This window comes from Pseudomonas lijiangensis (assembly GCF_018968705.1).
GTDB lineage: Bacteria > Pseudomonadota > Gammaproteobacteria > Pseudomonadales > Pseudomonadaceae > Aquipseudomonas > Aquipseudomonas lijiangensis.
Genome location: NZ_CP076668.1, coordinates 1173392 through 1187020, shown reverse-complemented (window position 1 = coordinate 1187020; position 13629 = coordinate 1173392). Strand labels below are relative to the sequence as shown.

Here is a 13629-nt window from a genome sequence, read left to right as displayed (position 1 = left end):
TGCCGATCAGCGCTTGCCCATGGAGCGACGGGTTCCGGCAGGCGCGGCACCGGGAGTCTTGTGATGCGAAGACTTGCTCGACTTCTGATACCAGGCCTGATCCTTTTTGGCCTGCGCGAACTCGGACGGCTTGAACGGAAAGCTGAACGGCGCAACCGTGGTTTTCTTGTCAGTCTCCGGCGCTGAGTCGGTGACGGCTTCTGGAGCAGGTGTTTGTTCGGGGGTTGTCATGGCGACACCAAAAGTCGAAATGGCCGGGCACATGCCCGTGGGCGCGCAGCATACCTCAATCGTTGAACGCTTGCCCGACCAGACATCGGCCATGGGTCGTCGTCATTTGTAGAACAGATCCACCATCACCTCGGCCTCGAACGGCCCGGCCTTGGGCCTTGTTGTCTGCCATAGCAGCTCGGCATTGAAGTCTGCACGCGCCGTCTGGTTATCACCCAGCAGGTCGGCCAGATGAAACAGCTCGTTATAACGCAGCGGCAAGTTGCTTCTCTCGCTCACGATCCGAATCCCCAGCGAACTGTTGTTGCCCGGTACCAGCACGTCACCGGCAAGCCGCCCCGTCACCGGCCTGAAGCGCGCATTGAGGCTGAACGGTGATTCACAACTGCGGCTGGTCAGCAGGGAAAACGGACGTCTGGCAAATACCCTTCCCACCTCGACCCTCTGAATGCCGATGGAACCGAACTCCAGTGTTTCAGGCATCACCTGCAATTGCGCCTCACAGGCGATGAAGCGCAGGCCATTGAGGTTGTTGATGACATAACTGAGGTTGCGTCCCGGAACCGGGTCCAGACCGGCCGCACCGTCGAGCTGGAAAACCCGGTAATCGATCAGGTCGCTGGCCACTCCCGAAGGTGGCGTCGGCCCGTACTTTTGCACGAACACTGAAAACGTCAGATTGAAACTGACCTTGGGGCACGCGCCGATATTGGAATCCCCTTCATGACAGACCGGCACGGACTGCCGGGTACTGATACGCCCGCCGGTTTGCAGGTAATCCACGCCGTCGATGGTCAGACCGGCACGAATGCCCTGGCCGATCACCTTATTGTCCGGGTTGATGTAGATGAAGATTTCCTGCGGCACCGACTGCTGCCCTTCCCTGGCACATTCGACCTGAATGTTCAGTCGTTCGGAACGCCAGATCACTTCGCCATTGGGGACCGAGGCCGGAATGGCAACCGTGCTGCTCAAGTCTCCATGAATCGCGGACTCACCCGAGCCCTGGGTCTTGCACACCAGGGCAAAGCCGGTGGCCGGGCTCAGTGCCGCTACAAGAACGAGGGGTTTCAACCAGCGTTTGGCAGGAAAACAGGTCATATCAGCATTCTTCTTGGAGTGGGATTGAGTCAGTGAACGGCATTCGCCCGTTCAACCGCGTGCAATGGGAGCGCTGACCGCCATAGTCGGTCAGGCTCTTGAATGAAAAGACTTCTGGTCGCGGCCTGCGCGGCATCGGCAACTCAAGACCCGCGCCCGGCTCCAGCAACAGGTAATCGCTGAGCAGAAACTCATCGAGTTTCACCGCTTGCAGCGTGGCGTGATAAGGCGTGGGATTGCTGACACGAACGGCGTCCTCCGTCAGGCTCCAGCCCAGACGCACGACGGTTTCAGCCGGGTCGCCCGGCAGGCCGGGAGGTCGATAGAACACATTGATACGCTGACGCACGGCGATATTGAGCTGATTGCTGCCCTCGCGCCGCGGCGGGATCTCCAGAACGTAGAGGTGCAGCAGTGACTCGCGATCCTCGGGCAGGCCCGTGCCCTGATACAGCACCCGCAATTCCTGCTTGCCACCGGCAGGCAAACGGGAGAAATGCGGCGTGACGACAAAGGGCAGGACTGTTCGCTGCTCTCTGGGCGTTTCGTCAGTGTCCCGGGGAGCGCTCAACCAGGCCTGAATCAACACCTCATGTTCACTGAGATTGCTGGCCTGGATACTGGCTTCGCGAAAGGCGCCATCAAAAATCAGTCGGGTACCCGCCAGCGATACTACCGCCTGCACAGTGCTGCTCGCCCAGCAGAACAGCGCAAACACCCCGCAACGCAATGCCCGGCTCATTGGCAAACCACCTTGAGCCGCTCATAGGCACGCTTGGGGTCTTTGGGGGGAAGCGTGAACGGAGCACGGCAGCTTTGCCCCGACCATTGCACGCGTAACACGCCGCTGTCCTTTTCGCTGAGTACCAATGCCTGGCTGTTGGGATCGACAACAGCCAGATTACGCCCCTGCTCATCCTCGACACTGGCACCCAACGGAATCGGGCTGGCATCGGCGCGTACCAGTTCGAACTGCACACGACGACCCTGGGATGCCTTGAAACTCACCAGTGGAATGGCGCCACGACGCGGCACGATCTGGCTGATCGCATTATCCAGTTCGATATCGGCGCCCAGTTGCCGGGTGTCCAGTGACACCCAGTTGGTGCGATAAGGCTGGGCGTAGGGCAGCACCGCATAGCCATTGTCCGAAGTTTCCACATTGCTGTAGGACTTCAGCCTGGCGCCGCCGACCTCCGGCACCTGAACCAGGGCGAAGGTTTCCCCCAGCGGCTGGCCGAGGTTGATCCCGCCACCATGGGCCACCAGCGAACCCGATGCAGCCAGGGTCAAGGCGTCATAGTCACGGCCTTGGCTGTAGCCCGTCTCGAAACGGCCGTAAGGCGTCGTGACATTGAGTTTGCCGGCACCGAAACTTCCGGAACTGCTGTCATGGCCGGCCTGTACCGAATAGAACAGGTCGCGCCTGTCCAGCACCTGACCATTGAGCCCGGTCTGTACGTTGTATTCGCCGTTGTCATCACGCACGGCATTGAACGAGAGACGCGAAGAACCCGGCGAATCTCCCAGCGGCAGAGTCATGCTCAAGGCCAGGCGGTTATCGTTTTCACCCTTTCCCTGAGTGCCGAATTCCTGATTGCGCTCCACCGACACACTGTAATTCAAGGTGCGCCAGGCAGCGTTGTAGGACAGGTACAACTGGCGGGTCTTGCCGGGCAGGTTCCAGTAGCGCTGCTCGGAAGCCGTCAGGCTCAGAGAACCGGACTGGCTGGGCAGCACCTGAGTGACGTTAAGCTCCAGCCGGTCCCGGGCACGGCCATTGGCAAGCAACCCGGGCCGTTCGTCCGTTTCACTGACATGCTGGTTGAGGGTCCGGTACTGCTCGGTTGAATAACGATAACCGGCCACTGCCAATGTGGTGTTGGTGACATCCAGGGTATTGGCATAACGCACCCGCATACTCTGGCCGCTGCGAGTCTGTTGCTTCAGCTCGCTGATCGAATGGGTGATGTCGAAAGAGACGGCCCCAAGGCCTGTATTGACCCCCGCTCCGATATTGGCGGCGTTGTAGTCCTCGGCCAGTTGCAGGCCGCCAAAACCGGTTACCCGCTCGGAAAGCCCATAAATGACAGCGGCGCTGGTGAAGTTCGGCGAGGCCTGGTGATCGTCATTGCTGTCTACTTGCCCGGCGGCGAGGCTGTAGCGAAACGAGCCGGCAGGCACCATGATCGGCAGAGACGCATAGGCCTGGGTAAAGGTGCGCCGCCGACCATCGGCTTCGATAATGGTCACCAGCAGATCGCCATTGGAACCGCTGGGATAAATGTCGGTGATCTCGAACGGCCCGGGCGAAACGTTGCCGCTGTACAGCATGAAACCATTCTGCCGGACTTCGACCGTGGCGTTGGTTTCGGCAGTGCCACGAATAACCGGCGCATAGGTGCGCTCGCTGTCGGACAGCATTCCATCATCGGACGCTATCGCCGCGCCCTTGAAGCGCACGCTGTCGAAGACCTGAGAATCGGTGAAGGTTTCACCCAGAGTGAGCTGGCTCTTGAGTGCCGTGATATCACGCTGCGCGAAAGTGCGATTGCTGCGAAAGCGGTAGGGCTGGTTATCGCCATACACCAGCGAAGACTCGTTGCGCAGCCGCCATGCCCCGAGGTTAAAGCCATTGCGCAGCCCCAGGTAATATTGATCCGAGTGCTGCCCACGCTGATCACGTCGTGAGCCATTGAAGTTGTAATTGATGAAACCGGCTGTTTCTCCCTGGTCCCAGAGTTCCGGTGATACATACCCTCGCCTGCTGCGCGCCATGGCCGCCTGCGGAACACTGATATCGAGACGCAGGGCATCGGGCCGGTAATCGATGCGAGCGAATTCGATGGTGTTTTCCAGATCGAAACACTCCTGCCCGCTGGTCACCGTCAAACGCTGCGGGTCCAGGCCAAAGTTCTCAAGCATCTCGGGGCTCAGGCAGGGCTCGATCAGGCCGGATTTTTCGTTACGACTGAAGGTGATATCCCTGCGACCGCTCAGTGCGCGGTTGACATACACATCCACCCGGTAAGTACCGGGTAATACGCTGTTGGCGCGCAGAAACTCCTGCAGGTCGGGAGGCTGGTCACTGCCTTGAATGAAAGCCGTGTTGAACTTGACCGGCTGGGCACCTTGCGTGTCTGCCGATACCACGGTGAACGCGGTGATACACAGGCTTCCCCCCACAATCGCCAGCCGACATCGCCGCAACGATCTTCGGGTCTTGCCTTTGATCCAGTTCGCCCTGCCATACAGACCAAAACCTGTCATGGCCTTCTTGTTGTTCTGGTGGTGCCATTCCATTAGCTGTTTTCACTCTACTTCGCAGATCTGACGTGCAGCGGAATCCTTTCACGCAGGCGCACGACTACCGAGTCACTGTTATCTTCAGTACTCAAAGGGTTGAGAATCAATAAAAGCGTCCAGGCTAATATTTGGAGAGTTATCGCTATCGGGTTTTAGTGGCCAACGTAATTTGCTCTCCATTGAGAGTCGCTTGATAAGGAACTTGCCCACCGAAGTCATTGATGCTGATAAAACTCAACGCCACCGGCCCATTGCCGGACTTGTGCATCAGTGTCAGGCGCAGGTTCTGGCCCGGCGAAAGCATCTGGCTTTCAAGACTCGCCAGTTCCTTGCCGCCCTGGCGGGTGGCCAGCTTGAGCATCGAGACGTGATAAGGCCCCGGATTCTCGACCTCCAGCACATCACCCTTGAGCAGCCGCCAGCGCAACATTTCCGGGGCCATCGCCGGATCGCCCTTCAGGCCCTGAGGCCGAAAGAACACCTTGATGCGCTGGCGTATCGCAATCTGCAGGGTATTTTCCGCGGCCGTCTGGGGAATTTCCTGCACATTGAGCCAGAGCACCGACTCCCGATCCTCCGGCAAGCCTGATCCGGCATAGATGATGCGCAACAATTGCCGACTGCCGCCTGCCATGCGGGCAAGTGCCGGAGCCACGACAAAAGGCAGGTTCGCAGTGACGTTATCTCCGCTGGCCGGCGCTTCCAGCCAGGACTGCAGAAGAATTTCTCCGCCGCCACTGTTTTGCACAGCAAAACTGGCTTCCTTGTCACCGCCCTGATAAATGACCCGAGTAGTATTGAGCACAATGCCCGCCTCGACGGCCGACATCCACAGCCCAACCGCAAGAACGACGGCAGAGCGAAAAGAGGTAAATAACATGGTGGCATTCGCATTGAGTTCGGCATGAGGCAGGGCGAGCAATGCTCACCCTGCCGTTTCATTACTCGTAGTCCAGCACGAAAGGCATGAAACCATCGGCATTACCCGGATTGGTCGGTGTGCCATTAAGTACATAGACGGCGCCGAAGTTGATTTCTGCCGTCGCACCACCCGCACCATCCTTCACCAGGGTGTTGTCGATGGTTTCATTGCCGCTCAGGTCCATGAGTACATTGGATGCGTTGAGCAGACCGATACCGACACCGTCAGCAGCACCGGTGGTGCGCAACAGTTTCGGATCGTTGTTATCCAGACCACTGCCATTGCGGGCTGTAAAACGCATTTTCACCATGTTGTACTGATCGGCACCGGCACTGCAGTTGACCAGCAACTGGATAGGCATGGCCGTTTCGAGTTTGCTTTCGCTCGAAAGACCGATATCGGAAAACGATACATTTCCAAGATCGACATTGATTTCGCCAGGATTGGTGCCTGGGCTGACACCCGTGCCTGGAGCAACATCACAGGAAATATTGGTCAGTGTTCCATTGAATATCAACTTACCGTTGTTGGCGGCGTTAGCCATGCCCGCAGCACCCAACCCCAGAACGCTCATAACAGCTAATGTGAGAGAAAGCTTTTTCATAACAACGACATTCCTTGTGTTATTTCGTGTGTGCCCACTATCGGACGGCGAGCACTATAGGTCCCGGACTTTTAAGCCGCTGTCAGGCTAATGACTTTGAAATATGAGATAGACCAACTTGAATTGAAGGGCTTTTCTGTAGGAAAAATCAAAAACAGCCTACACGCCATACAGACTGCGGACTGAGCAGAAAGACAGAGTAAAACAGTCAACCAAAGATTGCATTTGGGTAAACATGATTCGCTTTTTTTTCAAAGCCTGAAAAACCGTCACACTGCCAAGCATGACGGCTCATGAGAAGAAAGCGCTTTATTGATAAGTCAGTATGAGCAACCCTGTCTGGATATTTCCAGGATTCTGTATGCCCGCCTGCAATGAAGTAAGCGGCAACACTTGATAGTGCAGGCTCAATGGCATGGCCTGCTCGCCGCATGCGTCACGCCCGGCACTGACCTGCACCGTAATACCGGAAACCTGCAAGTAACGAACTTCGCTATCTTTCACTCTGGTGACAGTTCTTTCGACAGTGCAGCCTGTATTGACAAGTTTGCCGTGAAACCTGAGACCCTCGTTTTGCGCCATGATGGGCGCGGATAAAAAAAATACAGAAATACTGATAAAAGCAGACAGATTCCGAGCACTGGGTACAGCCTCGAGAAACTTTCTCCACACCGACGCCTCGCGCTTCATGGTTCTACTCCGCTTGATCAACCGACAGATTTGAGTTAAGTCGACAAAAGGATTAACCGCCAGAAAAATCGCACACTACCTGTAGGACTTTTCTTATATAGAGCGCGAAATTTCTGCAAGTAGCACTGCAATAACCTCGTACTCTAGAACCTGTGAGTGATTCAGCGTTTTCCCGTGCAACCTGAAACAAATATCGCCTGAAATTGGCGATTCTTGATGCTGCGCCTCCCATCTGGTCGCTTGCTGACAATTCTGACAGCTAAAAGTCATTCTACTGACCGGGTTTACCCGCTATAAGGAGCACCAGACTTCATGGTTTCTCACTTGACCCTCCCGGCGCCTCCTTCACATGCGTAAAAAGACCAGAATCGTCATTGCTGTGGCCACCTTAGCAACGCTTGCCGCGATTGCCGCCTGGAACCTGACACGCCCTGCTGTTACCAAGACAAACACCCCGGTCGCCGTGCCGGTCAAGGTGATCAGTGTCAGTGCCGAGGATGTGCCGCGATTCGTGACCGGAATAGGTTCGGTGCTATCGCTGCAAAGTGTGGTGATTCGCCCGCAGGTGGACGGCATCCTGACCCGGGTGCTGGTCAAGGAGGGACAATCGGTCAAGGCTGGTGACCTGCTGGCAACCCTGGATGACCGCTCGATTCGCGCCACGCTCGAACAGGCCCGTGCCCAACTGGCCCAGAGCCAGGCGCAACTGGATGTGGCGCAGGTAGACCTCAAGCGTTATCGCCAGCTGACTGACGACAACGGCATCTCCCGGCAGACATTCGACCAGCAGCAGGCTCTGGTTCGTCAGCTCAATGCCACCGTGCTGGGGAATCAGGCGAACATCAATGCCGCACAGGTACAGCTTTCCCACACCCAGATTCGCTCTCCGGTGACTGGCCGGGTCGGGATTCGCAATGTGGATGAAGGCAACTTTCTGCGCGTCAGCGATGCCACCGGCATGTTTTCCGTCACCCAGATAAACCCGGTGGCGGTGGAGTTCTCCCTGCCGCAACACATGCTGCCCACCTTGCAGACCCTGACCGCCAATCCCGCTTCGGCGGCAGTCAGGGCTTACCTGGGCGATGGCGCCAACGGCACGCTGCTGGGCGAAGGCAAACTGGCGCTGATCGACAACCAGGTATCGGCGACCACGGGCACCATTCGCGCCAAGGCGCAGTTCGACAACGCCGATGAAAAGCTCTGGCCCGGACAACTGGTCACGGTCAAGATCCAGACCGGCATCGAACGCAATTCGCTCAAGGTCCCGCCGCAGGTCGTGCAGCGTGGCATCGACCAGCATTATGTGTATCGGGTCACGAGTGAACAGAAAGTCGAAGTGGTGCCCGTCACGGTGCTTTATCAGGACAGCGACCTGACCCTGATCAGCGGCCCGCAGGCCGGTGACGTGCTGGTCAGCGACGGACAGTCGCGACTGCGGCCTGGGACGCGGATCGAAGTGGTGAGTGAATCGCCACAGCCTGCCCTGCTCAAGGTGGGGAGCGCGCAATGAAAGGTCGGGGCTCGATCTCGGCCTGGTGCATTGATCATCCGGTCGCCACGCTGCTGCTGACGTTTGCCCTGGTATTGCTGGGGGCCATCGCTTTCCCGCGCCTGCCCATCGCGCCATTGCCGGAAGCCGAGTTTCCGACCATCCAGGTCAGCGCCCAGCTTCCCGGCGCCAGCCCGGAAACCATGGCGTCTTCAGTGGCCACGCCCCTTGAAGTGCAGTTCAGCGCCATACCGGGCATGACCCAGATGACCTCCAGCAGCGCGCTGGGCTCGACGAATCTGACCCTGCAATTCACCCTCAACAAAAGCATCGATACCGCCGCCCAGGAAGTGCAGGCCGCCATCAATACGGCCGCAGGACGCTTGCCCGCCGACCTGCCGAACCTGCCTACATGGCGCAAGGTCAACCCGGCCGACAGCCCGGTGCTGATCCTGAGCGTCAGTTCCAGCCTGATGCCCGGCACCGAACTGAGCGATATCACTGAAACCCTTCTGGCCCGACAGATCAGCCAGATAGAAGGCGTCGGTCAAGTGGCAATCGCAGGGCAGCAGCGCCCGGCGATCCGCATCCAGGCAGCCCCGGAAAAGCTCGCCGCACTGGGCCTGACCCTGGCCGATATACGCCAGTCCGTTCAGCAGACAAGCCTGAACCTGGCCAAGGGCGCCTTGTATGGCAAGGACAGTATTTCCACACTGTCTGCCAACGATCAGTTGTTCAAACCCCAGGACTATGCGCAGTTGATCGTCTCCTACAAGGACGGCGCCCCCGTGCATCTCAAGGATGTGGCGCGGGTCATCAATGGCTCCGAAAACGCTTACGTCAAAACCTGGTCCGGCGACCAGCAGGGCGTCAATATCGCGATCTTCCGCCAGCCGGGCGCCAACATTGTCGATACCGTGGACCGCGTTCAGCGCGAACTGCCGCGCTTGCGGGAAATGCTGCCTGCATCCGTGGACGTTTCAGTGCTCAACGACCGGACCCGCACCATCCGCGCCTCGCTGCATGAAGTCGAACTGACCCTGCTGATCGCCGTCCTGCTGGTGATCGCCGTCATGGCGCTGTTCCTGCGCCAGTTGTCCGCCACCCTGATCGTCAGCAGCGTACTGGGCGTGTCGCTGATTGCCAGCTTCGCGATGATGTACGTCATGGGCTTCAGCCTGAACAACCTGACCCTGGTGGCGATTGTCGTGGCCGTCGGCTTCGTGGTGGACGATGCCATCGTGGTGGTGGAAAACATCCATCGCCACCTTGAAGCGGGCCAGGGCATGCGCGAGGCGGCGATCAAGGGTTCGGGGGAAATAGGCTTCACGGTGGTGTCGATCAGCTTCTCTCTGGTGGCGGCCTTCATTCCGCTGCTGTTCATGGGCGGCGTGGTCGGGCGACTGTTCAAGGAGTTTGCCCTGACCGCCACGGCGACCATTCTGATCTCAGTCGTGGTGTCCCTGACCCTGGCCCCGACACTCGCGGCCATGTTCATGCGTGCTCCCAAGCACGACCAGCACAAGAAACCCGGGTTTGGTGAGCGACTGCTGGCGCTTTATGAACGCGGCTTGCGCAAGGCCCTGGCGCATCAGCGCCTGACGCTCGGGGTATTCGGCCTGACGCTGGTGCTGGCGGTTGTCGGCTATGTGTTGATCCCCAAGGGCTTCTTTCCGGTCCAGGACACCGCGTTCGCCCTCGGCACCACGGAAGCCGCAGCCGATATTTCCTATCCGGACATGGTGAAAAAACACCTGGAGCTGGCGAAGATCGTCGGCGCAGACCCGGCGGTGCTGGCGTTCTCGCATTCGGTGGGCGTCAGCGGCAGCAACCAGACCATCGCCAACGGTCGCTTCTGGATTTCCCTCAAGCCACGGGCCCAGCGGGACGTGTCGGTCAATGAGTTCATCGACCGTCTGCGCCCGAAACTGGCCAAGGTGCCCGGCATCGTGCTTTACCTGCGCGCCGGCCAGGACATCAACCTCAGTTCCGGCCCCAGCCGCAGCCAGTATCAATACGTGCTCAAGAGCAACGATGGCGACCTGCTCAACACCTGGACCCAGCGCCTGACCGAAAAACTGCGCAGCAACCCGGCCTTTCGCGACCTGTCCAACGACCTGCAACTGGGCGGCAGCGTGACCCATATCGACATCGACCGCAGCGCCGCCTCACGTTTCGGGCTGACCACCGCCGACGTCGATCAGGCGCTCTACGACGCCTTCGGCCAGCGGCAGATCAGCGAATTCCAGACCGAGGTCAACCAGTACAAGGTCGTGCTGGAACTGGATGCGCAACAGCGCGGCAAGGCCGAAAGCCTGAACTATTTCTATCTGCGCTCGCCGCTGACCAACGAGATGGTGCCGCTGTCGGCACTGGCCAGGGTCAGCCCGCCGACCATGGGACCGTTGTCCATCAGCCATGACGGCATGTTCCCGGCCGCCAACCTGTCATTCAACCTGGCCTCGGGCGTGGCGCTGGGCGATGCGGTACGCATGCTGGATGAGGCCAAGAAAGAAATCGCCATGCCGGCAGCGATCATCGGCAACTTCCAGGGCGCCGCCCAGGCCTTCCAGAGTTCGCTGGCCAACCAGCCCTGGCTGATTCTCGCGGCGCTGGTGGCGGTGTACATCATTCTGGGCGTGCTCTACGAGAGTTTCGTCCACCCGCTGACCATCATTTCCACCCTGCCCTCGGCGGGCATCGGCGCGCTGTTGCTGCTGTGGTTGATGGGCCAGGACTTCTCGATCATGGCGCTGATCGGCGTGGTGCTGCTGATTGGCATCGTCAAGAAAAACGGCATCCTGCTGGTGGATTTCGCCCTCGAAGCCCAGCGCGAACAAGGTCTGACGCCACAAGAGGCGATCTACGAAGCCTGCCTGACGCGCTTTCGACCGATTATCATGACCACCCTCGCCGCCCTGCTCGGCGCCTTGCCGCTGATGCTCGGCTTCGGAGTCGGTGCCGAACTGCGCCAGCCACTGGGTATTGCGGTGGTCGGCGGCCTGCTGGTCAGCCAGATGCTGACGCTGTTCACCACGCCGGTCATCTATCTGCAACTGGAGCGGCTGTTCCATCGCCGCCAGCCAGAGCCCGCGCCAGCGCTGGCCATCCACAAATGAGAGTCGTCCCATGCGCGTGCTGATTATCGAAGACGAAGAGAAAACAGCGGATTACCTGCATCGCGGCCTGACCGAACAAGGCTATACCGTGGATCTGGCCCGGGATGGTATCGAAGGGCTGCACCTGGCGCTGGAAAACGAATATGCCGTCATCATTCTCGACGTGATGCTGCCGGGCCTCGACGGCTTTGGTGTGCTGCGCGCCCTGAGGGCGAAAAAGCAGACGCCGGTGATCATGCTGACCGCACGCGAGCAGGTGGATGACCGGATTCGCGGCCTGCGCGAAGGGGCCGACGACTATCTGGGCAAGCCCTTTTCCTTTCTGGAACTGGTCGCCCGCCTGCAAGCCCTGACCCGGCGCAGCGGCGGTCATGAACCGGTGCAGATCAGCATCGCCGACCTGTGGATCGACCTCATCAGCCGCAAGGCAACGCGCGCCGGAGTGCGCCTGGAACTGACCGCCAAGGAGTTTTCGCTGCTTAGCGTGCTGGCCCGGCGTCAGGGGGAAATCCTCTCCAAGACATCGATTGCCGAGATGGTCTGGGACATCAATTTCGACAGCGACGCCAACGTCGTCGAAGTCGCGATCAAGCGCCTGCGCGCCAAGCTGGATGGTCCTCACGAACAGAAACTGCTGCACACCATCCGCGGCATGGGCTACGTGCTGGAGGACCGCAGTGCGGACTGACTCCATCGCCCTGCGCTTGAGCGGCCTGTTCGCGCTGGTTGCCTTCGGGGTGTTTCTGCTGATTGGCTGGGTCTTGTACCTGCAGGTCGACAAGGGCCTGGATCTGCTGCCCAAAGCCGAGGTGGATGCGCGCTACAGCGTGCTGGAATCGGCGGTGAGTCGCTTCGGCAACCCCGAGCACTGGGGCAAGATCAAGAACAAGCTCAGCCTGCTGAGCGAGGAAGACAAGCGTATCCGTTTCTGGGTCGTCAGCGACGATCCGCTCTACGAATACGGCAATCCCGATACCCAGATCCGCCGTCTGGCACATGGTCCATTGGGCATGCACGACTTCAGGCTGGCCGATCATCCGTATCCTTTCAAGGTGCTGGTCAGCGAGTTCCCGGCCAAGGACCAGCGCCCCACATTGCGCTTCATGACCGCCATCGACACAGAGACGTTCTGGCATACCCAGCACTCGCTGCTGATTGCCCTTATCAGCCTGGCAGTGGTCGGCGTCGTACTGGCTTCGGTGCTGGGTTACTGGGTGGCGCGCATCGGGCTGCGACCGCTGGCCAGTCTTTCCTGGGAAGCCCGCAAGCTGTCGCCGCCCCACTTGTCCGGTCGCCTGCGCATGTCGCCATTGCCGCCGGAGCTGGAGCAATTCGTCACCTCTTTCAACTCGACACTGGAACGCGTCGAGCAGGCCTATTCACGCCTTGAGTCGTTCAACGCCGATGTAGCCCATGAACTGCGCTCGCCGCTGACCAACCTCATCGGCCAGACCCAGGTGGCACTGACCCGTGGCCGCTCGGCGGAGCATTACTTCGAGGTGCTGCAATCGAACCTTGAAGAGCTGGAGCGGCTGCGCTCGATCATCAACGACATGCTGTTCCTGGCCAGCGCCGACCAGGGCAGCAAAGCCACCGAACTGACCTGTGCCTCCCTCGCCCAGGAAGTCGCCACGACTCTCGATTATCTGGACTTCATCCTCGAAGACGCTCAGGTCAAAGTCGAAGTGCAAGGCGATGCCAGCGTTCCCATCGAGAAAGCCCACCTGCGCCGTGCGCTGATCAATCTGCTGCACAATGCGGTTCAACATACCGCGCCCGGTCAGGTGATACGCGTAGACATTCAACCCGGCAGCGAGCATGTCAGCATCGGCATTGCCAACCCCGGTCCGCCCATATCACAAGAACATCTGCCCAGGCTGTTCGAGCGTTTTTATCGGGTGGATGCTTCACGCAGTAACAGCGGCGCGAATCACGGGCTGGGGCTGGCCATCGTCAAAGCCATTGCGCTGATGCACGGTGGTACGGTCTTTGTGAGAAGCGAGCAGGGCTTCAATACATTCGGCCTCCATCTACCGCTCTAAAGCCCGCGCCATAAAAACCACGCCACCAAATAACGCGCACTAAGTACTCTTATTCAAGGCACTGCACCGAAAAACCGTCCCTTACTTGAATTAATTCCTATCTTTTCATAAAGAGCGTGATATAT

At 59.1% G+C, this 13629-nt stretch carries 11 protein-coding genes; 4 read left to right on the top strand and 7 right to left on the bottom strand.

Features of this window, described 5'->3' with window-relative positions:
- Positions 1-6: 6 nt before the first annotated feature.
- From KQP88_RS05205 to KQP88_RS05175, 7 genes are all read right to left on the bottom strand, one after another.
- The gene (locus KQP88_RS05205; protein ID WP_025258790.1) at positions 7-231 is read right to left on the bottom strand and encodes a hypothetical protein; all 225 of its coding nucleotides are present in this window, start codon (positions 229-231) and stop codon (positions 7-9) included.
- Between the two features lie 102 nt (positions 232-333).
- Positions 334-1332, bottom strand: coding sequence for a fimbrial protein (locus tag KQP88_RS05200; RefSeq protein WP_216705021.1), 999 nt, complete (start codon positions 1330-1332; stop codon positions 334-336).
- Position 1333: 1 nt separating this feature from the next.
- Positions 1334-2080, bottom strand: a complete 747-nt coding sequence (locus KQP88_RS05195; protein ID WP_407681815.1) for a fimbrial biogenesis chaperone — start codon at positions 2078-2080, stop codon at positions 1334-1336.
- Complete coding sequence (locus tag KQP88_RS05190; protein WP_216705019.1) at positions 2071-4635, bottom strand: fimbria/pilus outer membrane usher protein; 2565 nt, start codon at positions 4633-4635, stop codon at positions 2071-2073. The genes KQP88_RS05195 and KQP88_RS05190 overlap by 10 nt, the downstream gene beginning before the upstream one ends.
- A gap of 145 nt (positions 4636-4780) precedes the next feature.
- Complete coding sequence (locus tag KQP88_RS05185; protein WP_216705018.1) at positions 4781-5518, bottom strand: fimbrial biogenesis chaperone; 738 nt, start codon at positions 5516-5518, stop codon at positions 4781-4783.
- Between the two features lie 61 nt (positions 5519-5579).
- Positions 5580-6164: a fimbrial protein gene (locus KQP88_RS05180; RefSeq protein ID WP_200995140.1), complete on the bottom strand. Its 585-nt coding sequence runs from the start codon at positions 6162-6164 to the stop codon at positions 5580-5582.
- 309 nt (positions 6165-6473) lie between these two features.
- Positions 6474-6854 (bottom strand): hypothetical protein, encoded by a 381-nt coding sequence (locus tag KQP88_RS05175; RefSeq protein ID WP_216705017.1) that lies wholly within the window; start codon positions 6852-6854, stop codon positions 6474-6476.
- A 349-nt stretch (positions 6855-7203) separates the two neighbouring features.
- On the opposite strand from KQP88_RS05175, the gene KQP88_RS05170 reads away from it, so the two are divergent.
- Genes KQP88_RS05170 through KQP88_RS05155 form a run of 4 tightly spaced genes read left to right on the top strand, consistent with a single transcriptional unit; the run spans position 7204 to position 13504 of the window.
- Positions 7204-8364 (top strand): efflux RND transporter periplasmic adaptor subunit, encoded by a 1161-nt coding sequence (locus KQP88_RS05170; RefSeq protein ID WP_216705016.1) that lies wholly within the window; start codon positions 7204-7206, stop codon positions 8362-8364.
- Positions 8361-11462: a multidrug efflux RND transporter permease subunit gene (locus KQP88_RS05165; RefSeq protein WP_216705015.1), complete on the top strand. Its 3102-nt coding sequence runs from the start codon at positions 8361-8363 to the stop codon at positions 11460-11462. Before KQP88_RS05170 ends, KQP88_RS05165 begins: the two co-directional genes overlap by 4 nt.
- A 10-nt stretch (positions 11463-11472) precedes the next feature.
- Positions 11473-12150: a heavy metal response regulator transcription factor gene (locus tag KQP88_RS05160; RefSeq protein ID WP_198728567.1), complete on the top strand. Its 678-nt coding sequence runs from the start codon at positions 11473-11475 to the stop codon at positions 12148-12150.
- The gene (locus KQP88_RS05155) at positions 12140-13504 is read left to right on the top strand and encodes a heavy metal sensor histidine kinase (protein WP_216705014.1); all 1365 of its coding nucleotides are present in this window, start codon (positions 12140-12142) and stop codon (positions 13502-13504) included. The genes KQP88_RS05160 and KQP88_RS05155 overlap by 11 nt, the downstream gene beginning before the upstream one ends.
- The last annotated feature ends 125 nt before the right edge of the window (positions 13505-13629 follow it).